This is a genomic window from Streptomyces sp. NPDC046900, assembly GCF_040644975.1.
Lineage (GTDB): Bacteria > Actinomycetota > Actinomycetes > Streptomycetales > Streptomycetaceae > Streptomyces.
Genome location: NZ_JBEYXD010000034.1, coordinates 58,563 through 80,618 on the forward strand (window position 1 = coordinate 58,563; position 22,056 = coordinate 80,618).

General features: G+C 71.7%; 18 protein-coding genes. 8 read left to right on the top strand and 10 right to left on the bottom strand.

Annotated elements, in window-relative coordinates; all coding sequences use genetic code 11:
- Nucleotides 1–86: 86 nt before the first annotated feature.
- Nucleotides 87–737: a GntR family transcriptional regulator gene (locus ABZ904_RS28230; RefSeq protein ID WP_361826184.1), complete on the bottom strand. Its 651-nt coding sequence runs from the start codon at nucleotides 735–737 to the stop codon at nucleotides 87–89.
- Nucleotides 738–856: 119 nt separating this feature from the next.
- Nucleotides 857–1,714: a LysR family transcriptional regulator gene (locus ABZ904_RS28235; protein ID WP_360993579.1), complete on the bottom strand. Its 858-nt coding sequence runs from the start codon at nucleotides 1,712–1,714 to the stop codon at nucleotides 857–859.
- A gap of 174 nt (nucleotides 1,715–1,888) precedes the next feature.
- Between ABZ904_RS28235 and ABZ904_RS28240 the strand changes: the two genes are divergently transcribed.
- Nucleotides 1,889–2,692 carry an EamA family transporter gene (locus ABZ904_RS28240; protein ID WP_361826216.1) on the top strand — a complete coding sequence of 268 codons (804 nt, stop codon included), beginning with the start codon at nucleotides 1,889–1,891 and terminating at the stop codon, nucleotides 2,690–2,692.
- Nucleotides 2,693–2,926: 234 nt separating this feature from the next.
- Here ABZ904_RS28240 and ABZ904_RS28245 read toward each other — a convergent pair whose 3' ends face one another.
- From ABZ904_RS28245 to ABZ904_RS28260, 4 genes are all read right to left on the bottom strand, one after another.
- Nucleotides 2,927–3,394, bottom strand: a complete 468-nt coding sequence (locus ABZ904_RS28245) for a DUF4442 domain-containing protein (protein WP_360993582.1) — start codon at nucleotides 3,392–3,394, stop codon at nucleotides 2,927–2,929.
- 78 nt (nucleotides 3,395–3,472) lie between these two features.
- A complete protein-coding gene (locus ABZ904_RS28250) occupies nucleotides 3,473–4,930 on the bottom strand; it encodes an aldehyde dehydrogenase family protein (RefSeq protein ID WP_361826188.1) in 1,458 nt (485 codons plus the stop codon).
- 184 nt (nucleotides 4,931–5,114) lie between these two features.
- Nucleotides 5,115–5,408 (bottom strand): hypothetical protein, encoded by a 294-nt coding sequence (locus ABZ904_RS28255; protein WP_359406500.1) that lies wholly within the window; start codon nucleotides 5,406–5,408, stop codon nucleotides 5,115–5,117.
- Between the two features lie 469 nt (nucleotides 5,409–5,877).
- On the bottom strand, nucleotides 5,878–6,537 hold the full coding sequence (locus ABZ904_RS28260; RefSeq protein WP_359406576.1) for a TetR/AcrR family transcriptional regulator: 660 nt from the start codon (nucleotides 6,535–6,537) through the stop codon (nucleotides 5,878–5,880).
- Nucleotides 6,538–6,759: 222 nt separating this feature from the next.
- Here ABZ904_RS28260 and ABZ904_RS28265 point away from each other — a divergent pair, with 222 nt between their 5' ends.
- Nucleotides 6,760–8,010 (top strand): YncE family protein, encoded by a 1,251-nt coding sequence (locus tag ABZ904_RS28265; RefSeq protein WP_361826191.1) that lies wholly within the window; start codon nucleotides 6,760–6,762, stop codon nucleotides 8,008–8,010.
- 109 nt (nucleotides 8,011–8,119) lie between these two features.
- On the opposite strand, the gene ABZ904_RS28270 is transcribed toward ABZ904_RS28265, so the two are convergent.
- A complete protein-coding gene (locus ABZ904_RS28270) occupies nucleotides 8,120–10,105 on the bottom strand; it encodes a translation factor GTPase family protein (protein ID WP_360993818.1) in 1,986 nt (661 codons plus the stop codon).
- Nucleotides 10,106–10,631: 526 nt separating this feature from the next.
- On the opposite strand from ABZ904_RS28270, the gene ABZ904_RS28275 reads away from it, so the two are divergent.
- Nucleotides 10,632–11,750, top strand: a complete 1,119-nt coding sequence (locus ABZ904_RS28275; protein ID WP_360993592.1) for an XdhC/CoxI family protein — start codon at nucleotides 10,632–10,634, stop codon at nucleotides 11,748–11,750.
- A 65-nt stretch (nucleotides 11,751–11,815) separates the two neighbouring features.
- On the opposite strand, the gene ABZ904_RS28280 is transcribed toward ABZ904_RS28275, so the two are convergent.
- Entirely contained in the window at nucleotides 11,816–12,337 is a 522-nt protein-coding gene (locus ABZ904_RS28280; protein WP_361826194.1) for a metallophosphoesterase, read from the bottom strand.
- Between the two features lie 84 nt (nucleotides 12,338–12,421).
- Nucleotides 12,422–14,881 (bottom strand): SpoIIE family protein phosphatase, encoded by a 2,460-nt coding sequence (locus tag ABZ904_RS28285; protein ID WP_360993598.1) that lies wholly within the window; start codon nucleotides 14,879–14,881, stop codon nucleotides 12,422–12,424.
- Between the two features lie 162 nt (nucleotides 14,882–15,043).
- On the opposite strand from ABZ904_RS28285, the gene ABZ904_RS28290 reads away from it, so the two are divergent.
- Complete coding sequence (locus ABZ904_RS28290; protein WP_360993601.1) at nucleotides 15,044–16,003, top strand: helix-turn-helix transcriptional regulator; 960 nt, start codon at nucleotides 15,044–15,046, stop codon at nucleotides 16,001–16,003.
- A 243-nt stretch (nucleotides 16,004–16,246) separates the two neighbouring features.
- Here ABZ904_RS28290 and ABZ904_RS28295 read toward each other — a convergent pair whose 3' ends face one another.
- Nucleotides 16,247–17,557 carry a S1 family peptidase gene (locus ABZ904_RS28295; protein WP_361826198.1) on the bottom strand — a complete coding sequence of 437 codons (1,311 nt, stop codon included), beginning with the start codon at nucleotides 17,555–17,557 and terminating at the stop codon, nucleotides 16,247–16,249.
- Nucleotides 17,558–17,747: 190 nt separating this feature from the next.
- Between ABZ904_RS28295 and ABZ904_RS28300 the strand changes: the two genes are divergently transcribed.
- The 4 genes from ABZ904_RS28300 to ABZ904_RS28315 all read left to right on the top strand — a co-directional run bounded on the left by ABZ904_RS28300 (nucleotide 17,748) and on the right by ABZ904_RS28315 (nucleotide 22,055).
- The gene (locus ABZ904_RS28300; RefSeq protein ID WP_359406521.1) at nucleotides 17,748–18,155 is read left to right on the top strand and encodes a PaaI family thioesterase; all 408 of its coding nucleotides are present in this window, start codon (nucleotides 17,748–17,750) and stop codon (nucleotides 18,153–18,155) included.
- A gap of 491 nt (nucleotides 18,156–18,646) precedes the next feature.
- On the top strand, nucleotides 18,647–18,862 hold the full coding sequence (locus tag ABZ904_RS28305; RefSeq protein WP_359406524.1) for a type A2 lantipeptide: 216 nt from the start codon (nucleotides 18,647–18,649) through the stop codon (nucleotides 18,860–18,862).
- A 152-nt stretch (nucleotides 18,863–19,014) separates the two neighbouring features.
- Complete coding sequence (locus ABZ904_RS28310; RefSeq protein ID WP_359406527.1) at nucleotides 19,015–19,821, top strand: HlyD family efflux transporter periplasmic adaptor subunit; 807 nt, start codon at nucleotides 19,015–19,017, stop codon at nucleotides 19,819–19,821.
- Nucleotides 19,822–19,847: 26 nt separating this feature from the next.
- The gene (locus ABZ904_RS28315; protein ID WP_359406582.1) at nucleotides 19,848–22,055 is read left to right on the top strand and encodes an NHLP family bacteriocin export ABC transporter peptidase/permease/ATPase subunit; all 2,208 of its coding nucleotides are present in this window, start codon (nucleotides 19,848–19,850) and stop codon (nucleotides 22,053–22,055) included.
- Nucleotide 22,056 lies beyond the last annotated feature (1 nt).

A 22,056-nucleotide genomic window follows, 5' to 3' on the forward strand; every position in this document is an offset into this window, starting at 1 on the left:
GAGCAGGGACACCCCACACTTTCGACACCGACCCGCCCCTTCGGCTCACTCGCCGGGTTGGACAGGTCGCGCCCGCCTCGCTCGCGTCAGTCGCGCAGCGCCTCGATCACATTGGTGAGGTGGGCACGGACGGCCGCCTCGGCGGCCTGCGGGTCCCTGGCCCGGATCGCCTCGATCATGGCCAGGTGCTCATTCAGGGACTGCTGCGGGCGCCCCGGACGGAGTGCCAGCTGAAAGCGGTGGCGCACCAGTTGGGCATTGAGACGTTCCAGCAGTGCCACGGCCGTCTGCTGGCCGGAGAACAGCCTGATCCGCTCGTGCAGTTGCTGGTTGAGCTCGGAGTACGTCACCGGTTCGCCGCCGGCCACGGCCTTGTTCATCGCCGTGCCCAGATCGGCCAGTTCGGTCAGCTGCTCGTCGTCGGCCGTGACGGCCGCCTTGGCCGCGCACAACCCCTCCAGGACCATGCGGCACTCGGTGATGGCGACCGCCTCCTCGACGGTCACCACCCGCACCCGTGAGCCGCGGTTGCGGATCCGCTCGACCAGGCCCTGGGCCTCCAGGTCGATCAGCGCCGCGCGGATGCTGGCCCGCGTCACACCGAACTGTTCGGCGAGTTCGTTCTCCACCAGCCGCTGGGCCGGCGCCATCTCGCCGTGCAGGATCGCCTGCCGAAGCTGCTCCAACGCGTGCTGCTTGGCCTGCTCTCCGGTGCTCGGACGGGCGTCCTTCTGCATCGTTTGCCCTCCCTGAGTGAGTGCGTATCGAACCTAAATCTAGCCCGCCAACATTGTCAACAATTTTGTCCTCCATCTTGCTCGCACGCGATGGAGGGCCCCCCGTCCCGAGCGGCTGCTCAGCCCGTGCGGTACAGCGAGATCAGCAGTTCGACCACCGGCTGCATAGCGGGATGCGGGCCGTCGCGCCACCAGGCGAGCCGTACGGCGATCGGTTCCGCGTCGCGCACCGGCCGGTAGACGACCCCGGGCCGGGAGTACTGGTTGGCGGTGGACTCCGCCGTCACCCCGATCCGGCGCCCGGTGGAGATGGCGGCCAGCCAGTCGTCGACGTCGTGGGTCTCCTCGGTCGCCGGACGGGCGTCCACCGGCCACAGGTGGGCGGTCGTGGTGCCGGTACGGCGGTCGACCAGCAGTACGCGCTCGCTGAGGTCCGCCAGGCGCACCGAGCGGCGTCCGGCCAGCGGATCGTCCGCAGCCATCGCGCACAGCCTGCGTTCGAGCCCGACGATCGCCGAGTCGAAACGGCGGTCGTCCACGGGCCTGCGCACCACCGCGAGATCGCAGGCACCCTCGGCGAGTCCTGCCGTGGCCGAGTTGACGCGCACGAGGTGCAGTTCGGTCTGCGGGTGAAGTTCGCCCCAGCGCCGTTGGAAGGCGAGGGTGTGACGGCCGAGGGCCGACCAGGCGTAGCCGATCCGCAAACGGGCCGGGCCGGAGGTGGCCCCCCGGACCAGCTCGTCCACTTCGGCGAGCACCCGCCGGGCGTGCGCGACCACGCGCAGTCCGGTGCCGGTCGGGGTCACCTCGCGGGAGGTACGGCGCAGCAGTCGTACGCCCAGTGCGCGTTCGAGCGAGGCCAGCGTGCGGGACACGGCCGCCTGCGAGACGCCGAGGGCGATGGCCGCGTCGGTGAACGTGCCCTCGTCGACGATCGCGACGAGACACCGCAACTGGCGCAGTTCCACTTCATGCATGACCAAAGCGTATGGACAGTGGAGCAGATGCATTTTCCGCAAGGGCCGATGCTCTCGCACGATCGGACCATGCATGGAGCATCCGCACGCCCGGCGGCCGCGGTCACGCGCCGGGCCGGTCCGGCCTCCCCGGGCCCGAGGCGCGCCCGGACGAGCCCCGCCGGAGTCGCCACGATGGCCGGCAGCGGCCTGTCCAACCAGGTCGGCGCCGCGCTCGGCTCGCTCGCCTTCCCCGTACTCGGGCCCGTCGGTGTCGTCGCGGTGCGCCAGTACGTCGCCGCGCTCGTCCTGCTCCTCGTCGGCAGGCCGCGGCTGCGCGCCTTCACCTGGCGGCAGTGGTGGCCGGTCCTGCTGCTGGCCCTGGTGTTCGGCACCATGAACCTGTCTCTGTACACCGCCATCGATCGCGTCGGCCTCGGTCTCGCGGTGACCCTGGAGTTCCTCGGCCCGCTCGGCATCGCCCTGGCCGCCACCCGGCGGCGCGTCGACGCGTGCTGCGCGCTGGTCGCCACGGCGGGTGTCGTCACCCTGATGCGTCCCCGGCCGTCCACCGACTACGTCGGGATGTGCCTCGGTCTGCTGGCCGCCTGCTGCTGGGCGTCGTACATCCTGCTCAACCGCACCGTCGGCCGGCGCACGCCCGGAGCGCAGGGTTCGGCGGCGGCCGCCGCCGTGTCGGCGCTCCTGTTCCTGCCGGTCGGAGCCGTCGTCGCCGTCCGGCATCCGCCCACCGCGCAGTCCGCGGTCTGCGCGGTGGCCGCCGGTGTCCTGTCGTCCGCGGTGCCCTACCTCGCGGACCTGCTCACTCTGCGCCGGGTCTCGGCTCCGGCCTTCGGGCTCTTCATGAGCGTCAACCCCGTCCTGGCCGCCGTGGTCGGCCGGGTGCTCCTCGACCAGCACCTGGGGTGGGCGGAGTGGGCGGGCATCGGGGCCGTCGTGGCCGCCAACGCGGTCAGCATCACCGCACGCCGCGGCTGACGGACACCCCGCTCCCCCGCTCCCGGGTCCGCCGCGCGTCAGGACGACGGCGTGAGGCATAGCCCCCGCGCACTCACGTCGCGTCCCGTTCGCCGAGGTCCGGCGGCCCTTCGAACTCGCGCTGACGCCGAGGGCGGTGGAGAAGACAGTCAGGAGCGACGGTGCGGCGCGTGGGGGTGTCGCGGGTAAAAGCTCGCGAGAGTGGTCCCGTTACGGTTGCCAGGGCCGCCCGCGTCATCCCGCCGGCTTCGTGCGGCGCACGCTCCAGTCGAACCGGCCACGGCACACCACCGTGTCCGCCGCGTCGGTGATCGCGGCCTTGGTGCCGAGCCGGACCCGATCGGTCTCGCCCCGCCACAGCGGCTGAAGACTTCGCTCGGCGTCCTCGTCGAGTCGGCAGGAGGCCACAAGGCGTCCCCGGGCCGGGGCGAGGAACTCCAGGGCCGCCGCCGTACCGAGCGGCACGACTCCGTCGAGCGCGCGGGCGTGCGGGACCGACGCGATGAGGGCGCCGAGTCCGGCCGCGTCGAGCAGGGTGATCAGTCCGCCGGAGTGGAGGGAGCCGATCACGTTGGTCAGCTCCACGGGTGTCTCGCACACGATCTCGGCCGCGCCGTCCGCGGCCCGGATCACCTCGATCCGGGCCGTGCGATGCGCCGGAACGGTCTCCAGCAGCGTTCTGGCCAGTGCCGTCATGTCCATCCCGTCAGCCTGGCAGGCGGCAGTGGCGCTCGGGTGACCGCTGGGCGACGGCCGGTCGCCGCCGCCCCGGGCCTTCTGTCAGAACGGGTAGTGCGCGTGCCGGGTGGCGAGGGTGACCCAGCGGGTGTTGGAGAACGCCTCGATGCCCCACCGTCCGCCGAAGCGGCCGTACCCGGAGGCCTTCACCCCGCCGAAGGGGGCCTGGGGCTCGTCGGCCACGGACTGGTCGTTGATGTGCACGATACCGGTGCGCACCCGGCGGGCGACGGCCAGCCCGTGGGTGGCGTTCTCGGTGATGATTCCGCAGGTCAGGCCGTTCTCGGTGTCATTGGCGAGCGCCACCGCGGTGTCGTCGTCCGTGAACGTCTCCAGCACGCAGACCGGGCCGAAGGACTCGGTGAAGTAGAGCTCCGCGTCCTTCGGTACGCCGGTGAGGACGGTCGCCGGGTACACCGCTCCCTCGGGCTCACCGCCGGTCAGCACGTCGGCGCCCTTGGCCACGGCGTCCTTCACCAGCGCGGCCAGCCGCTGCGCGGACCGTGCGCTGATCAGCGGGCCGACCACCGTCCGCGGATGCGCGGGGTCGCCCGCCCGCAGCGAGGCCACCTTCTGCACGAACTTCTCGGTGAACTCCTCGGCGAGCGACTCGTGGACCAGGATCCGGTCGCCCGACATACAGATCTGCCCGGAGTTCATGAACACGCTGAAGGTGGCCGCGTCGACGGCATGGTCGACGTCGGCGTCGTTCAGCACGAGTACGGCGTTCTTGCCGCCCAGTTCCAGGACAGCGGGCTTGAGATGACGCGCCGCGAGCTCGCCGATGATCCGCCCCACTCCGGTCGAGCCGGTGAAGTTCACCGCGCGCACCCGGTCGTCGCCGATCAGCGCCTCGGCGATCTCGGCCGCGTCCTCCCGGGCGTTGGTGACCACGTTGAGCACTCCGTCCGGCAACCCCGCCTCCCGCAGGAGGTCGGCGATGAGCAGACCGCAGGCGATCGGCGCGTCCTCGCTCGGCTTGACGACCACCGTGTTGCCTGCGGCGAGCGGTGCCGCCACTGCCCGTACGCCGAGGATGACCGGTGCGTTCCACGGCGCGAACGCGGCCACGACGCCGAGGGGTTCGCGCACCGCGAGGCCGAGCGCTCCCTCCTCCTGGGCGCTGAGCACCTCACCGCGCGGCGCGGTGATCGCGGCCGCGGCCTCACGCAGGATGTTCGCCGCCAGGGACACGTTGAAGTAGGCCCACGGCCGGGTGGCGCCCGCCTCGTGGGCCATGGTCTCGGCCACCTGCTCGCCCCGGGCGTCCAGCAGGTCGGCCGCCTTGAGGAAGATCGCCCGGCGGGCGAAGGGCGCGAGGGCCGCCCAGTCCTCGAAGGCCGCGTCCGCGGCGTCCACCGCCCGCCGTACGTCCTCGGGGCCCGCCGCCGCGAGGGTCGCGTACACCTCGCCGGTGTAGGGGTTGACGTCGACGGTGGTGCGGGCGGACGCGGCGGGCACGTCCTTGCCGCCGATGAGGAGTTCGCGGGTGAGGGGCATGGCGGCTTCCTTCGGTACGGGCTGGGGCGGCAGGAGGACCAGGCGAACCGCGCGGCTTGTTCGCCTGGTGAAATCCCATTCGCTGATCCCCCGCGATGCTCCGGTGGGCCTCCGGGAATGTCAAGGCCCCCGGCGTCTTGCGGCCGGGGGCCCTGTCACACTGCGGTCGCGGGCCGCGCCGCCCTCAGGACTCGACGGCCGGCAGCAGCCCCGTCGCGGGCGCGGCCAGGTCGGTGGCCTGATGGAGCTGTTGGAGGTCGTTCAGGTGGTTCAGCCCCGCGAGTTGGCCGGAGACCGTCGGGATCTCCTCGCTGTACTGGGCCGGGACACCGGTGCGGGGCACTGAGTCGAGCAGGGTGACCGGGTTGAGCCTGCCCGCGTCCTGGGGCGCGGTGGCCGCGCCGGCCACCGGCGCGGCCAGGCCCGTGACGCCCACGGCGAGACCGACTGCGGCGACGATGCGTCGTGTTGAGATCATGCCCCAGCAACGTCACGGGGCTACGGACGGTCACGGGCAGCACCTCGGCCCTCACCCGCAAGGGGCACAGTCCGCTGCGCTTGCCGGGCCCCTGTCAGCGGGGGACGCTCGATGAAGAGGCCCTTCACGACCCGCCGCTCCCCGGGCCGGGCCCTCGACGGAGGTCAGGCATGGGACGAGTAGGAAGACAGCGGCGTCTGAAGTTCCAGGTCGGCTCGCGGCTCTCCTGGACCTTCTCCGCACGGGCGGAACTGGGCCGGCAGGGCCGGTCTTCGCTGCCATCACCCGTTTACGCGGCAGGTCTGCGCGCGTCCGTATCCCTTCTGCGTTCGGTGCTGCGAGCCGCGCGCCCCCACCCCTGTCCGCCGGCCCGTCGTGCCGTTCGCAGGGGTCGCACCCGGCATCGGTGAGGCGCGTCCGCACCCTCCGCCGTCTCGCCGTGGCCTGCGGCCGACGGCCCGGCCGAGCCTCAGGCGCCCGGCAGCCACCCGGCCGGCCGCAGTATGCCCAGCAGTTGCCGGACCAGTTCGTCGACGATCTCGTCGAGGGTCGCGTCCACCCAGCCGGCCCGCCAGTCGTGCAGCAGGCCGTTGACGCTGCCGATGAACGCCGTGGCCGCGATCCGGTAGTCGCGGGGCGCCGCCTCGCCGTGCGCCGCCGCCTCGGCGGCCTCCGCGCAGATGAAGTCCACCCAACGGGACCGGCGTTCGAGCCGCTGCTCCTCCAGTCGCGGGCTGACGCCGATGATCTCGACGAAGGCGATGCGGATCCGGCGCGGATCGGAGGTGACGTTCGCGGCGTACGCCCGGAAGACCGCGGCGGCCCGCTCCGCGAGCGGCCGGTCGCGGGCCCCGGCCAAAGCGGCGGTCGCGGCCTCCTCCGCCCAGTCGTTGACCTGGAGGTGCAGCGCGGCCAGCACGTCCTCGAGGGTGTGGAACTCCTCGTAGAACTGACGCGTCGACAGGCCCGCCGCCTCGCTCAGTGCGGCGACGGTAGTGGCACGGAAGCCCGGCCTGTCACCGAAGAGTTGCAGCGCGGCGCCCAGGAACCGCCGGCGCCGCTCCGCCTGGCGCTCCTCGGCCGATCTGCCGCCGTACCGGCCCGTTGGCTGCCTGAGCCTGCCCGCCACCCGCTCCCCCTCGTCGCTCACTGATCCGTTCGACCGTTGCTCGATTTTGTCGCGTACGGAGTCTTGTGGAGAGGGCCACCCCTTCCTTACTTTCCAGTAAGTCCACTGTGAACGCGGGCGTATTCAGATTCCCGAACTGCGGCACCCCCGGCTCCCCGAGCCGACCCTCCGACGCTGCTTGTCATGCCTAGATCAGGATTGACTCCACAGATGGGACCCCCCATGTCCGTGCTCAGACCCCGCCACCTCCTCTCCTTCGCCGCCGCCCTCGCCCTGACCGCCGGCGGAACGGCCACGGCCGCCTCCGCGCAGGACTCCCCCGCCGCGCTGCGCGAGGTGATGTTCGTCGGCAACAACTGGGACGGCACCGCCGACGTCATCAAGTCCACCGGAGACTTCGCCAGGATCGGCCGCGTCGACGTGATCCCGGACAAGGCACAGCGAATGGCGGAGATCAACGCCGATCCGATCAAGTGGATCTACTTCATGGCCATCCGCAACAGCGTCGGCGAGGGCCACGACCAGTTCGTCGACGACATGTACTCCACGCCCGACGGAAGGTCCATGGTCGTCTCGCGGCCCAGCTTCGCCGACGTCGTCTCCATCGACCTCGCGACGGGGAAGATCAACTGGCGTTTCCCCGTGGCCGGTTACCGCGCCGACCACATGGCGGTCTCCCCCGACGGCACCAGAGTCGCGGTCTCCGCGTCCACCGCGAACAAGGTGCAGGTGCTGGACATCGGCACCGGCAGGCAGCTGGGCGAGTTCGCCACGGGCGACAAGCCGCACGAGAACATCTTCACCAAGGACGGCAAGTACATCTGGAACATGGCCATCGGCGACGTCAACACCGCGCTCGACGACCCGGCCTGGGACTGGACGAAGGGCGACCGGCACATCACGGTCGTCGACGCCACCACGTTCAAGCAGGTCAAGGTCATCGACATGCGGAGCCGGCTGGACGCGATCGGGCTCAAGGACTTCTCCGACGCCGTGCGGCCCGCGGCCTTCAGCCCCGACGAGTCCAAGCTCTACTTCCAGGTGTCGTTCTTCAACGGCTTCCTGGAGTACGACGTGGCCGCCGACCGGATCACCCGGGTGAAGACCCTGCCGAAGAACCCGGCCACCAGCGAGGACCGTACAACATGGGTGAACGACTCGCGGCACCACGGCATCTCGATGAACCCGTCCGGCACCGAGCTGTGCGTCGCGGGGACGATGGACGACTACGCGACGGTCGTCAACCGCGCCACGCTCCAGGAGGGCCCGCTCGTCACCGCGTCCAAGCCCTACTGGGCGACGGTGAGCGGTGACGGCAAGGACTGCATCATCTCGGAGAGCGGCGCCGACCAGGTCACCGCGATCGACTTCGCCACGGGCCAGAAGGTGACCTCGGTCCCGGTCGGCGACCACCCTCAGCGGGTGCGCCTCGCACACGTCCCGGCCGACTGGACGGGCCCTTCCGCCGGCTGACCTCCTCCGCCCGCCGCACCGACGGCTCCGTCCGCACCGGGCTCAGCAAAGACGCGGACGGAGCCGTCGCCCCGTCCGCGCACCCCGGGCGGTGGCCGGAGCGAGCGGCTCATCCCTCGAGCCGGCGTGTCACGTTCAGCAGATACTCCTTCCGGTTCAGCGGGTTGTGGTCGGTGCGCGGCCGGCTGGGCGACGACCCGCCCGCGACGGCTGCGTAGTGGCCGAAGTCGCTCTCCAGCTCCCCTTCACCCCGCGTCAGTCCCGGCAACTGCTGCTCCAGGGAGTGCACCTGGGCCGCCGGGACCGTGCCCCGCAGGACGCAGAGGGTTCCCCTCGTCCCCGTCGTCCGGGGCAGGGCCCGCATCGCGGCCAGCGCCGGCAGCAGGGCGCCGAGCGTGTCAGCCGGAGCCTCGATGCGGAAGTCGTGCATCGGCTCGTACACCCGGGTTCCCGCCCGGCGCAGCGCCTCGATCAGCACGAGCGGGGTCAGTCCTCGGAAGTCCGCGCCGGTGCTCGACATGCTCTTGTCGAATCCCTGGTGGGCATGGCTCTGGCGGGGCGAGTAGCCGGAGTGGGTCATGGTGACCGTGCAGTCGGTCACCTCCCAGCCGTGCAGCCCCTGTCCGAGCGTCTCCCGCACCGTGTCCTCGACGGCTTTGAAGAAGGCGTACGGCATCGAGCCCAGCTCCACCTCCAGCCGGAAGTCCACGCCGGAGCCGACCGGGGCGGGATCGACGCGGAGTCCGACCGTGGCGAGGAACGGGTTCGGGTCCTTCTTGTTGAACTCCACGGCCGCTCCCGTGCCGGCCGGCCGCTCGATGCACAGGGGCGTCGTCTCCCGGAAGGTGACCTCCAGGGCGAATTCATCGGCGAGCGTGGCCTGGACGACCTCCTTCTGCACTTCTCCGTACAGCGACACGGAGGTCTCCTGCCGCACCTCGTCGTGCCTGAGGTCGATCAGCGGGTCCTGCTCGGCGAGCCGGATGAGCGCGAGGTGCAGGGCCCTTGTGTCGACGCCGGGTCCCGGCACCACAACGGTCTCCAGTGTCGGCGGCGCGAAGAACTGTCCAGATGCCTTCCTCGGTACGCCGATGTCGTCCCCGATCCTGATGTCGGCGAGTCCCCGCAGCTTGCCGATCCGGCCCGCCTGCAGGGCGTCGCCGCGGGCGTCCTCGCCGTCGTCGAAGACGCTGATCGCGGTGACTCTGCCCTCCCCGCGCCCGTCGCCGAAGGGCACGCGGTCGCGGACGCGGAGCGTTCCGGTGAACATCCGCGCGTACGCCACCTTCTCCCCGGCGGGGCCCCGCTCGATCTTGAACACGGTGGCCGAGAGGGGTTCGTCAGGCGCGCCGCCGGCGGCGGGCAGCAGTTCCCTGATGCCGCGGATCAGCGCGCCCACCCCCGCCCCGGTGATGGCGGACCCGAAGTACACGGGGTGCACCAGGGACTGGTGAGTCTGGTCGACGAGAGCCCTGTACAGGTGCTCGTGGTCCAGGGCGTCCTCGATGTACGCCGACAGCAGCGCATCGTCGTGGTCGGCGAGCACGTCGATCGCCGACGGGACCAGGCCGGGTACGAAGTGCGCCTCAGGGGTACCCAGTTCGCCGGTGCGTCCCATCGGCACGACCCCCACGGACAGGCGTTGGGACAGTGCCCGCAGCACGCCCTCCTCCTGGGCCCCACGCCGGTCGATCTTGTTGACGAAGATGAGTGTGGGGATCCGCAGCCGCCGCAGCGTCCGCATCAGGACGCGCGTCTGCGCCTGGACGCCCTCGACGGCCGAGACGACGAGCACCGCGCCGTCGAGCACGCTCAGCACCCGTTCCACCTCGGCGATGAAGTCGGGGTGACCGGGCGTGTCGATCAGGTTGACGGTGATGTCGTCGAGCGCGAACGAGACCACGGCGGACTTGATGGTGATCCCGCGCTGCTTCTCCAGCGCGAGCGAGTCCGTCCGGGTGCTGCCGTCGTCCACGCTTCCGAGTTCGTCGGTCACCCCGGCCGAGTGCAGCAGCCGCTCGGTAAGGCTCGTCTTACCGGCGTCTACATGCGCCAGGATTCCCAGATTCAGAGTGTGCGGGTTGCGCGTGTGCACCAAGCGTCATGTCCTTCGAAATGGGAGTGGTTCCTTCCTGGGTGGACATGAACGCTGTGCGCATTGCCGCTCCTCGGCCTCGACGACTGATCCCGTGCAGTGCAGCAGGACCCCGTCGGCCACGGCAACGGATTAACCTTCAACGAAACGGCGTCCGCGGCGGGCACGGCCCCACCGCGGTCCGCCCCACACCGCGCCCTCCCGGCGTGTCGGGCCGTTCGCGGCGTGGGCGGATCCGGTGGCCCCGTACGCTGACGGCCTGCCGTCCGTCACCCGCCCTGCGGCACCCGGCCGGTGAACGGCGGCTCGTCCTCCCCCGCCCCCAGAGCGATCCGGCCCCGTCGCGGGCCGGGCGCGCCTCCCCCACCGGCTCGCGCACCGGGTGCTCCGGACCTGCTCTCAGGGCCCGCCCCGAGCACGTGCCCGGGCCACCGGTGTGGACGCGCTCGCCGAGAGGCCGGGCACCGCCGCACGGAAGACTTGCGGTGCAGGTGACAGGAGCGGACCGTGACCGATGGAGGACGTGATGCGTGAGATCCTTCCGGCGCTGCACCGGTGGTACGCGGCGGGGTCCCCGTTCGGACTCGCCACGGTGGTCACCGTCAGCGAAAGCGCTCCGCGCGGCCCGGGCGCCGCGATGGCCGTCGGTGCCGGCGACGACGTGGTGGGCAGCGTCTCGGGCGGCTGTGTCGAGGGCGCCGTGTTCGAACTGGCGCAGGAGGTGATCGAGTCGGGCGAGGCCCGTCTCGAGACCTTCGGCTACAGCGACGAGGACGCGTTCGCCGTGGGGCTCACCTGCGGCGGGCGGATCACACTGCTGGTGCGCCGGGTGACGCCGCAGGAGGACGTCTCCTTCGGGGCGGTGGCCGAGTCGGTGGCCGCCGGGCGTCCGGTGACGGTGGCGACGGTGATCGACGGTCCCGCGCCGCGTGGGGCCACGCTCGCCGTATGGGCCGACGAGGTGGCGGGGTCACTGGGGTCGACGGGCCTGGACGTGGCGGTCACGGCCGACGCGCGCGGCGAGCTCGCTCTGGGCGCCACCGGGCGGCGGCACTACGGCCCGCACGGCGAGCGGCGCGAGGACGCCGTCTCCGTGTTCCTGCACTCCTTCGCGCCACCACCGCGGATGCTGGTCTTCGGCGCCATCGACTACGCGGCCGCGGTCGCCCGTATCGGCGACTTCCTCGGCTACCGGGTCACGGTGTGCGACGCCCGCCCCGTCTTCGCCACGCCGAAGCGGTTCCCCGAGGGCGTGGAGGTCGTCGTGGACTGGCCGCACCGCTATCTGCACGCCACGGCCACCGACGACCGCACGGTGATCTGCGTGCTGACCCACGACCCGAAGTTCGACGTGCCCCTGCTGGAGGAGGCGCTGCGCCGGCCCGCCGCGTACATCGGGGCGATGGGCAGCCGCCGCACCCATGAGGACCGGATGAGCCGGCTGACGCAGTCCGGGCTCTCACCGGCCGAGCTCGCCCGGCTGCGCTCGCCGATCGGTCTGGACCTCGGGGCGCGCACGCCCGAGGAGGTGGCGGTGTCCGTCGCCGCCGAGATCGTCGCACTGCGCTGGGGAGGCAGCGGTACGCCACTGGCGGCGACGGACGGCGCGATCCATGCCGGCCGGACCGGTCGCGAGCCGTCGTAGCAGGCAATCCGCCGGCGCTACGGCACCCCGGGACGCGCCGCGTCGACCGCGACGGGCGGCCGGGCTCAGGTGTCCGCCGACCGCCCGGGCCGCGGCGGCAGCCGGTGCAGCACCACGTCGGTCAGTGCGCCGTCGGTCACGGTCGCGGTCATGTACGTGCAGTGGGGCTGGCGGCGACGGTCGGTCGGGGAACCCGGATTGAGCAGGCGCAGCCCGCTGTCCGCCGTGCTGTCCCAGGGAATGTGGCTGTGCCCGAAGACCAGCACGTCGAGATCGGGGAAGCGCTCGGCGCAACGGCGTTCCCGGCCCTGGGCGGCGCCGGTCTCGTGGACCACTCCGAGGCGCACGCCGTCGAGTTCGGCGCGGGCCACCTCGGGGAGGAGGGCCCGCAAGTCCGGGCCGTCGTTGTTGCCGTGGACCCCGATCAGCCGGGCGGACCGGCTCTCCAGCAGGTCCAGGGTGGCGACGTCCACCCAGTCTCCGGCGTGGATCACCACATCCACGTGCGGGAGTTCGGCGAGCAGCCGCGCGGGCAGTTCCCTGGCGTGTTTGGGGAGGTGGGTGTCGGACATGAGGAGCAGGCGCACGATGTCAGGGTGTCACGCCGGACGGGCCCGGTCCTGCCCGCGAGCTCTGTGCCGGGTGTGCGGCGTGGGCCCGGAGAGCCGGGCTCAGGTGCGCTCCGGCGACGGCGCCTGCGCCTGCGTCAGGGCGAGGTCCGCCCACACCTGCTTGCCACCGCTGACCGGCACTGTGCCCCACGCCGTCGACATGGCCTCGACGAGCCAGATGCCCCGGCCGCCCGTGGCCTCCCAGCCGATGCTCGTCGGCCTGACCGGGGTGCGTGGCGAGGCGTCGGCGACCGCGATGCGCAGCCGGTGGTTGAAGAGGGTGAGGTCGAGGCGGACCGGGCCTTCGGTGTGGACCAGGGCGTTGGTGACCAGTTCGGAGACGAGGAGGAGCACCGCGTCGAGTTCCTCGGTCGCATTCCAGGTGCGGAGGGTCCGGCGGGTGAAGCGGCGGGCGTGGCGGACCGCCTCGGGGACCCGCCACACCGTCCAGCTCTCGCGCAGCGGACGCACCGCCATGCCGTCGTAGCGCATGAGGAGGAGGGCGACGTCGTCGCTGCGGTTGGCACCGGTGAGCAGGGCGTCCGCGACGAGCCCGAGGTGCCCGGGATCGGCGGCGGACAGTTCGCGGGCCATCCGGGCGAGGCCGTCCTCGATGTCCACGTCGGCGGACTCGACCAGACCGTCGGTCGTCAGGGCGAGGACCGTCCCGGGCTGCAGCCGCAGCGGGCTCATCGGGAAGTCGGCCCGGGTGAGGACGCCGAGGGGCGGTCCGCCCTCCGACTCGGCGATCTCCGTCCTGCCGTCCGGGTGCCGGAGCACGGGCGGAATGTGGCCGGCGCGGACGCACCAGGCACTGCCCTCCTCCATGTCGACGTCGACGTAGCAGCAGGTGGCGAAGAGATCGGACTCCATGTCCACCAGGAGCCGGTTGGCATGGGAGACGACGACGTCCGGAGGGTGGCCCTCGGCGGCGTAGGCACGCAGCGCCGTGCGCATCTGGCCCATCAGGGTGGCGGCACCGGCGTTGTGTCCCTGGACGTCGCCGATGACGAAGGCCACGTGGTTGTCGGGCAGCGGGATCACGTCGTACCAGTCGCCGCCGAGCTCCAGCCCCGCGGTGGTGGGCAGATAGCGGGCGACGGCGACCGCGCCCGGCAGCTCGGGCAGACGGCGCGGGAGGAGGGCGCGCTGGAGCATGCCGATCAGTTCGTGCTCGGCGTCGAAGGCGTGGGCGCGCACCAGGGCCTGTCCGGCGAGGCCCGCCACCGCGGTGAGCAGGGCGCGCTCGTCCGCACCGAAGTCGTGCGGGCTGTCCCAGCCGATCAGGCAGGCACCGGCCATGGTGCCCGCGGCGGGCAGCGGCAGCACGGCGAGGCCGCCGGGGCCGACCTCCGCGACCGCGGGCTCCAGCTCGGTGCCGGCGGGCCAGACCGCGGGGCGGCCCTCCCGCAGCGCGGCGGCGAGGGTGGGCATGGCCCGCACGGGCGCGTCCGGCCACTCCGAGCGCCACTCCGTCCGCCACACCTCGGGCCACGCCTCCGGTTCCGGCGGGTCGAGGAAGGTGACGACGAGCCGGTCGGACTCCAGCTCGGCGAGGGCCACACGGTCGGCCTTGAGCGGTTTGCGGAGGGCACCGATCACGGCCATGCTCACGTCCCGGACCGTGCCCGCGGTGGCGAGGTCCGCCGCCAGCCGCTGGATACGGGTGACGTCGCTGACCGCTGGACGCAGCTTCGAGGCGTCGATGACGGTGCCGACCAGCCGGGCCGACCGGCCCTCCCCGCCGGGGAGCATGCGCCCGCGCAGCCGCAGCCACTTCGGCTCGCCTGAGGGCTTGAGGATGCGGAACTCCAGTTCCCGGTCGCCGAGGGACATGTGGTCTGCTTCGACCACGGACATCAGGGAGGGCACGTCCTCCGGCACGGTCCGGGCCAGGAGGGTCTCGACCCGGCCGTCGAACTCGTCCTGGGCGATACCGAACAACTCCAGCATCTCGTCGTCGACCTCGACCCGGCCGCTGTCCACGGCGAGGCTGAACGAGCTTCCGGACGGCTCGACCACATCGCCCTCGGCGCGGGCGGGTCCGGTGATGGCGTCGGCGAGAAGCCGCAGACAACCGCGCTCCTCGGCGTCGAACCCGTCCAGCCTGTCGCTGACCGCGACCAGCCACCCTGCGTCCGGAAGCGGCAGGACGGCCAGCGAGAAGTCACCTCCCGGCAGCCGTTCGGCCTCGGCGCAGCGGGCGAGGTCCTCGGCGGTGAGCCACACGGGCTTCCTGGAGCGGTGCACGCGCGCCGCCGGGCCGTCGTCGGAGAGGGAGTAGGTGTCGCGCAGTCCGTACAGAGTCCGCGGCACACCGACCGACTCGGTGAGGCACAGTTGGCCGCCGTCCTCCGCCGGGGCGTAGACGGCGGCGAGGGCCGCACCGGCGAAGACGAGGGCCTGTTCGAGGACGCGGCGCAGGCGTTCGCGCGGGTCGAGGTCCGTGGTGAGGGTCTTGAGGGCAAGTTCGGCACGGAGCGATCTCGTTCTGCGCACCGCAGCGCCCTCACTGCCCATTTTGCAATTACAGCGCTTCCGCGACGTCGGCGCAGCCCCTGTGCGCAACCCGGTACGCGCAAACGTCGACGGGCGAGATGCGGCCGCCGTGCTCGTGTTCAGCCGCGTTCCTGGGGGTGACAGGGCCAGTCTGGGACCCGCGAGCAGTCCTACCGTGGTCCTATGAACAGCACAAACGCGCTCGGCGACTTCCTTCGCGCCCGGCGGGCCCAGGTGCGGCCCGAGGATGTGGGGATCACCGGTGGCGGGCTGCGCCGCGTCCCCGGGCTGCGCCGCGAGGAGGTGGCGACGCTCGCCGGTATCAGCTCCGACTACTACCTGCGTCTGGAGCAGGGGCGCGACCGCAATCCGTCCGTGCAGGTCCTCCGGGCGCTCGCCCGCGTCCTGGGCCTGGACGACGACACGACCACGCATCTGATCGGCCTGGCACAGCCCCAACAGCCCCGCGCCCGAAAGCACTCCGCGCGGGACGAGAAGGTCCCGGTGAGCATCCGTCAGCTCATCGAGGGCTGGACGGGCAATCCGGCCTATGTGCAGAACAGGTTCACCGACATCCTCGCTGTCAACGCACTCGCCGCGGCCCTCTCCCCCCACTACGCGCCCGGCGTGAACCTGCTGCGGGCCGTGTTCCTGGACCCCGCCGAGCGGGATCTGCGCCGCGACTGGGAAGAGGCCACCGCCGAGGGCGTGGCGAGTCTGCGCGCGCACGTGGGCTCCGAGGTCGACGATCCGCGACTCGTCGAGCTGGTCGGCGAGTTGTCCGTGCGCAGCGAACGCTTCCGGCTGCTGTGGGGCCGTCATGACGTGCTGCCCCGACGCGGCCGCCTCAGCAGGCTGACCCACCCCGAGGTCGGTGACCTGGAGCTGCACTCGAACAAATTCGAGATCGGTGGGACGGACGGGCTCACCCTCGTCGTCTTCCACGCCGAACCGGGCAGCCGCAGCGCCGAACTGCTGGCGCTGCTGGCCAGTCTGCACGCCCCCGGCGGGCGACCGGCCGACCCGGACACGTCGGCGCACGATGCGCGTACCGGCCGCGGCTCCGCCGCCTCCGGCGGGGGCCGCGGAAGCCGGGGCGGGCGGCGAGCCGGGCCTCGTTCTGCTTCCGGCGACGGAGGGTGAACGCCCCTGACCGGGCGGCATCCGAGGTCCGCGGCGTCGCGCGTGCGACGCACGCCTGCCCGACCGGCGGACGCGCGCCGGCGCGGTCCGGCCGTCGCGGTGCCGACCGCAACAGGGCGACTTTGCTCATTTTGCGGACGCCAACGCCCGCATGCGGCCTGCTGAACACACGGAAGCGGTCCGGCCCTCCCGCCGGGGCCGGACCGCTTCCGCGGCCGCGCAGGAACCGCTACGGCGTCCCGGTCACTGACCCGACACCAGTCCCGAGCCGTCGCCGACGCCGCTGCTCTGCGACTGGCCCGACGGGTCCGCCGTGCCGCTCGACTGGCCGCCCGGGCTCGCCGTCTGCTCACCCGCGCTCGGGTCGACGGCTCCGGACCGGTCGCCCGTGCCAGAGCCGGCCGCGCCGCCCGCGCCGAGCGTCGCGCCGGTCGCCTGGAGCGCTGTGGTCACCGGCTGGAAGAAGATCTCGCCGCCCGTGGTGCAGTCGCCGCTGCCGCCCGAGGTCAGGCCGACGGCGCCGCCGTCCTGGGTGAACAAGGAGCCGCCGCTGTCGCCGGCCTCGGCGCAGACGTCGGTCTGGATGAGACCGGTGACGGTGTCGACGCCGTTGGGGTCGGTCTCGCTCTGGAAGTTGACGGTGGCGTCGAGGCCCGTGACGGTCCCGTCGTGCAGACCTGTGGTGCTGCCCATCCGGAAGACCTGCTGGCCCACCACCGCGTCGGCGGCCTGGTTGATCTGGACCGTCTGCCCGTTGCCGACGTTGACCTCGCTCGGGGCCTGGGTGTTCGGGTCGTCGTACTTGACGAGCGAGAAGTCACCGTTGCCCGGGAAGGTGGCCTGGTCGACCGTGGCGATCGGCCGGCCGTTCTGCGAGTCGGACCACTGCTTGGCCGCGACTCCGCAGTGACCGGCCGTCAGGAAGGCCGGGCTGCCGTCGCTCGCCGTGACGTTGAAGCCGAGGGAGCAGCGGACGCCGCCGCCGTTCACCTGGGCGAAAATGGCGTCGCCACCGGACACGAACGTCTTGAAGGTGCCGGCGGACTTCTTGACGGTCGCGACGCCCGAGCCGAGGTTCTTGACCGTCGACTGCAGCGTGTTCCACTCGGAGCCGGTGACGGTGCTGTCGGCGGTGACCCGGATCTCGTTGGTCTTCGGGTCGACGGACCACGCGGTGCCGGGGATCGTCGCCCTGGTCCGGAGGGTCTTCGCGGCGGTCTGGAGCGCGGCGGTGCTGTTGCGCACCTGGTTGGGGACCGCGCCCGCCTTTCTGATGGCGTTGACGACGTTGCTGTCGTTGCCGACCACGTTGACGATGATCTGCTGCTTGTCCGCACTGTAGTAGGAGCCCGCAAAGGCGTCACCGAGTTGGGAGGCCAGCTGCGAGGCGAGGTCCGAGACGTCGCCGGCCTTGAACGTCCTGGGGGCGGCGTCCGTCGACGAGTCCGTCTGGGAGGCGTTGGCGTTGGGCAGCAGAAGGGCCGCAGCTCCGAGCGCCGCCACGCTTCCCGCCGCGATCGCGGCCTTGCGCTTGGGTATGCGTTTGTGACTCAACTCTTGACCTCCTGGGACGGGGTGCGTTGCCGCCGTCCGGCAGCTGACTGGGCGCCTGGATGCCTGTTGATACGCGCGCGTCACGGGGGCCGTTCAATCGCTCTTGCAACTGGCCGAGTTGGCGTATGCGAAAGCGTGAAATAGGTGGCAAACACGTCTGACGGAGCGCGGCGGGGGGAAAGAATCGCGCATGACTCCAGCCGAAGCCGACAAGCTCCTCTCCGACAACTTCGCCCCCTGGGTGCTCGAACTGGGCCTGAGCGTGGTGGAACTAAACGACCGACGGACCGTCCTGCGACTGCCGTGGTCCACCCGGCTCGCCCGGGAGGGCGGCGGTCTTTCGGGACAGGCGCTGATGGCCGCGGCCGACACGGCCACGGTGATCGCGGTCTCGGCGGCGCGCGGCGGCTTTGTGCCGATGACGACGGTCCAGCAGTCGACCAGCTTCCAGCGCGCGGTCATGGACGCCGACGTACTGGTGGAGGTCGTACTCACCAAGCTCGGCCGACGCATGGCCTTCGCCGACGTGACGATGACCGCGGAGGGCGAGACGGAGATCGCGGCGCGGGCCGGCACGGTGTACGCGCTGCTCGGCTGAGGACGCCCCGCGGACACCTGCCGAGGGCCTTTCGGACACCGTACGCCACCGGCCGGTGACGCAAGGTGGCGGACGCATGACGGAATCCCGGCTTCAGGGAATCTGCACACCGATTACTCAAGCAAGTCACCGTGTACGGCAGATCTGCACAGTCGCGCGCCGGGGGACGCGCCATTGGAGCGGACTGTCCCATTCGGCCCCGCGGCTACAAGGCGCCGTGTGCGCCGATGCCGCGCAGCATGTGAAGAAGTCGCCTCAAAGACGTGCGCAAGCCTGCACGGATCGCTCTCCGGCTACGTCAATTGCCCTGGTGAGAGCGATGGTTGAGTGGAATCGCCGAGCGTCGGCGTGCTTTGATCCGTTGCACCGCGGGGCCGCCGAGGATGCACCCGGCAACGGGTTCCCGGCGCCTGCGGACCGCGGCCGGACGTCTGTCCCCAGAGACGGGCCGCTCTCCCCTTGTGAATACCCATATGAAGGGAAGTTCCATCATGAACTCCACCCCCCAGGTTGAGACCGCCGAGATCTCGGACGCCGAGCTGGACGCCGTGTCCGGTGGCCTGTCCCTCAACGCCGTCGGCACCGTCACCGGCCTGGTGGACGGCGTCGCCCCGGTCTCCGGCCTGGTCGGCACGGGTGTCGGCACCGTCGAGGGTGTCACCGGCCTGAACACCGCTCCGGTCACCCAGCTGGTCGCCGGTCTCTGATCGCGCCCCTGCGCCGCTGAGTCCCGGAACCGCATACCGGTTCCGGGACTCACGGATGCCGTGAATCGGTCGGCTCGCACACGGGCCGGCTCCCCCGTTGACCCGGCTCACCCGAGCCGGCTCCCAGTCACCCGCAGGTGAGGGAAAGTTCCGTGCAGTTCCGCCAACAGGCCCTCGCCAAGCTGCAGTCGCCCGAAGAGCTCGACCTCCCGGTGCGCTTCGCCCGCCCCCAGGGCTGGTTCGTACTGACGGTCACGGTGGCCGCCATGGCCGCCGCCTCCGTGTGGGCTGTGACGGGCTCCGTGGCCTCCACGGTCAGCGCTCCCGCCATCCTCACGCATGGGGAGGGCAGTTACATCCTGCAGAGCCCCGTGGCCGGGCAGGTCACCGCGGTCCTCGCCAAGGAGGGAGAGCGGCTGCCCGCCGACTCCCCCGTGCTGCAGGTCCGCACCAGCCAAGGCGATTCGGTGGTGCGCACGGTCGCCGCGGGGCGGGTCACCGCGCTCGCCGCGACCATCGGCCAGATCATCCAGACCGGCGCGAACGTCGCCGCAGTGGAGAAGGTCGCGCACGCGTCGGACCCGCTGTACGCGACGGTGTACGTCCCCGCCGAGAACGCCGCCTCCATCCCCGCCGACGCCGCCGTCGACCTCACCGTCCAGTCGGTGCCTGCGCAGGAGTACGGCGTGCTGCGCGGTCATGTGAAGTCCGTGGACCGCACCCCCCAGTCGGCGCAGCAGATCGCCGCGTTCCTCGGGGACAGCCAGCTGGGCGAGCAGTTCACCAAGAAGGACCGGCCGGTGGCCGTGCTCGTGCGGCTCGACTCCTCGTCCCGCTCGAAGAGCGGCTACAAGTGGTCGTCCGCGGACGGCCCCCCATTCGCCCTCTCCTCCATGACCCTGGCCACGGGTTCGATCCGCTTGGCCGATCAGCGTCCCGTCGATTGGCTGCTGCCGTGACCGCTCCCCAGGACACCCTGCCCCCGGTGCGGGGCAGACGCCGTGCCGCGCCGCCGCCGAAGCGCACCGTTCCCAAGGGCAGGCGCAAGACCGTGCGCACCCCCACCGTGCTGCAGATGGAGGCCGTGGAGTGCGGTGCCGCCTCCCTGGCGATGGTGCTCGGCCACTACGGCCGGCACATCCCGCTCGAGGAGCTCCGCATCGCCTGCGGCGTCTCCCGCGACGGCTCGCGCGCCAGCAACCTCCTCAAGGCGGCCCGCAGTTACGGCCTGACGGCCAAGGGCATGCAGATGGACACGGCCGCGCTCACCGAGGTGAAAGCACCCGCGATCCTGTTCTGGGAGTTCAACCACTACGTCGTCTACGACGGCATGGGCCGCCGCTTCGGCCGCCGTGGCGTGTACATCAACGACCCGGGCAAGGGCCGCCGCTTCGTGCCCATGGAGGACTTCGACACCAGCTTCACCGGCGTCGTCCTGGTGATGGAGCCGGGTGAGGGCTTCACCAGGGGCGGCCGCAGGCCGGGCATCCTCGGTGCCATGCCGGCCCGGCTGCGCGGCACGTCGGGCACCATGCCCGCCGCCGTCCTGGCGAGTCTCCTCCTGGTGGTGGTCGGGGCCGCGCTCCCCGCGCTGAGCCGCACCTACATCGACATGTTCCTGATCGGCGGCCAGACCTCGCTGCTCGGCGTGCTGTTCGCGTCGATGGCGGCCTGCGTGCTGCTGACGATCGTGCTGACGTGGCTGCAGCAGGCGAACCTGCTGCGCGGGCGGATCATCTCCTCCACTCTCTCCAGTGCCCGCTTCCTGCGGCATCTGCTGCGGCTGCCGGTCACGTTCTTCGCCCAGCGCAGCCCCGCCGACCTGGTGCAGCGGCTCCAGTCCAACGACGCGGTCGCCGAGACCCTGGCCCGCGACCTCGCGGCGGCCGGTGTCGACGCGGTCGTCGTCGTGCTCTACGCGGTGCTGCTGTACACGTACGACCCGCAGTTGACGTTCGTCGGTATCGGCGTCGCGCTGCTGAACGTGGTGGCGATGCGGGTCGTCGTGCGGCTGCGGGCGACGCGCACGGCCAAGCTGCGCGCGGACACCGCCCGGCTCACCAACACGTCCTACACCGGCCTGCAGCTGATCGAGACGATGAAGGCGACCGGAGGCGAGGACGGCTACTTCCGCAAGTGGGCCGGCCAGCACGCCACGACGCTGGAGGAGCAGCAGCGGCTGGGAGCGCCGAGCGCCTGGCTGGGCGTGGTCGCCCCCACGCTCGCCACGCTCAACAGCGCGCTGATCCTGTGGATCGGCGGGCTGCGGGCGGTCGAGGGCCATATCTCGGTGGGTCTGCTGGTCGCCTTCCAGGCGCTGGTGACCCGCTTCACCGCGCCGATCACCCGGCTCAACGGGGTCGCGGGCCGTATCCAGGACTTCGCGGCGGACGTGGCCCGTCTCAAGGACGTGGAGAACTTCCAGGCCGACCCGCTCTACGGGCGCTCCGGCGGCCGTGAGTCGACCCGCCGGCTGCACGGCCATGTCGAGCTCGAGAACATCTCGTTCGGCTACAGCCCGCTCGACAAACCGCTGCTGACAGGCTTCCACCTGACGGTCGGCCCCGGCGAGCAGGTGGCGCTGGTCGGTGGCTCGGGCAGCGGCAAGTCCACGGTGTCCAGGCTGATCTCGGGCCTGTACGCCCCGTGGGAGGGCGAGATCCGCATCGACGGGCAGCGCCTGGAGGACCTTCCGCGCGGCGCGCTCGCGGCCTCCGTGTCCTTCGTCGACCAGGACGTCTTCCTCTTCGAGGGCACGGTCCGCGACAACGTGGCCCTGTGGGACCCCTCGATCCCGGACGACGCCGTGGTCGCCGCGCTGCGGGACGCCGCCCTGTACGACGTCGTCATGCGCCGCCCGGGAGGCATCCACAGCCGCGTCGAGCAGGACGGACGGAACTTCTCCGGCGGCCAGCGCCAACGGCTTGAGATCGCACGGGCGTTGGTGCGCGGCCCCAGCATCCTGGTGCTCGACGAGGTGACCAGCGCCCTGGACGCGGAGACCGAGCAGACCGTGATCGACAACATCCGCAAGCGCGGCTGCGCCTGTGTGGTGATCGCGCACCGGCTCAGCACCGTGCGCGACAGCGACGAGATCGTCGTGCTGCAGCACGGCACGATCGTGGAACGCGGGCGGCACGACGCCCTGGTGGCGGCCGGCGGGGCGTACGCCGAGCTGGTCAGGGAGCGATGAC

Bases quoted from the DNA above. Each gene is read 5' to 3' on its own strand.
- ABZ904_RS28230 (WP_361826184.1), bottom strand. From the start codon at position 737: ATGCAGAAGGACGCCCGTCCGAGCACCGGAGAGCAGGCCAAGCAGCAC.
- ABZ904_RS28235 (WP_360993579.1), bottom strand. From the start codon at position 1,714: ATGCATGAAGTGGAACTGCGCCAGTTGCGGTGTCTCGTCGCGATCGTC.
- ABZ904_RS28240 (WP_361826216.1), top strand. From the start codon at position 1,889: ATGGCCGGCAGCGGCCTGTCCAACCAGGTCGGCGCCGCGCTCGGCTCG.
- ABZ904_RS28245 (WP_360993582.1), bottom strand. From the start codon at position 3,394: ATGGACATGACGGCACTGGCCAGAACGCTGCTGGAGACCGTTCCGGCG.
- ABZ904_RS28250 (WP_361826188.1), bottom strand. From the start codon at position 4,930: ATGCCCCTCACCCGCGAACTCCTCATCGGCGGCAAGGACGTGCCCGCC.
- ABZ904_RS28255 (WP_359406500.1), bottom strand. From the start codon at position 5,408: ATGATCTCAACACGACGCATCGTCGCCGCAGTCGGTCTCGCCGTGGGC.
- ABZ904_RS28265 (WP_361826191.1), top strand. From the start codon at position 6,760: ATGTCCGTGCTCAGACCCCGCCACCTCCTCTCCTTCGCCGCCGCCCTC.
- ABZ904_RS28275 (WP_360993592.1), top strand. From the start codon at position 10,632: ATGCGTGAGATCCTTCCGGCGCTGCACCGGTGGTACGCGGCGGGGTCC.
- ABZ904_RS28285 (WP_360993598.1), bottom strand. From the start codon at position 14,881: ATGGGCAGTGAGGGCGCTGCGGTGCGCAGAACGAGATCGCTCCGTGCC.
- ABZ904_RS28290 (WP_360993601.1), top strand. From the start codon at position 15,044: ATGAACAGCACAAACGCGCTCGGCGACTTCCTTCGCGCCCGGCGGGCC.
- ABZ904_RS28300 (WP_359406521.1), top strand. From the start codon at position 17,748: ATGACTCCAGCCGAAGCCGACAAGCTCCTCTCCGACAACTTCGCCCCC.
- ABZ904_RS28305 (WP_359406524.1), top strand. From the start codon at position 18,647: ATGAACTCCACCCCCCAGGTTGAGACCGCCGAGATCTCGGACGCCGAG.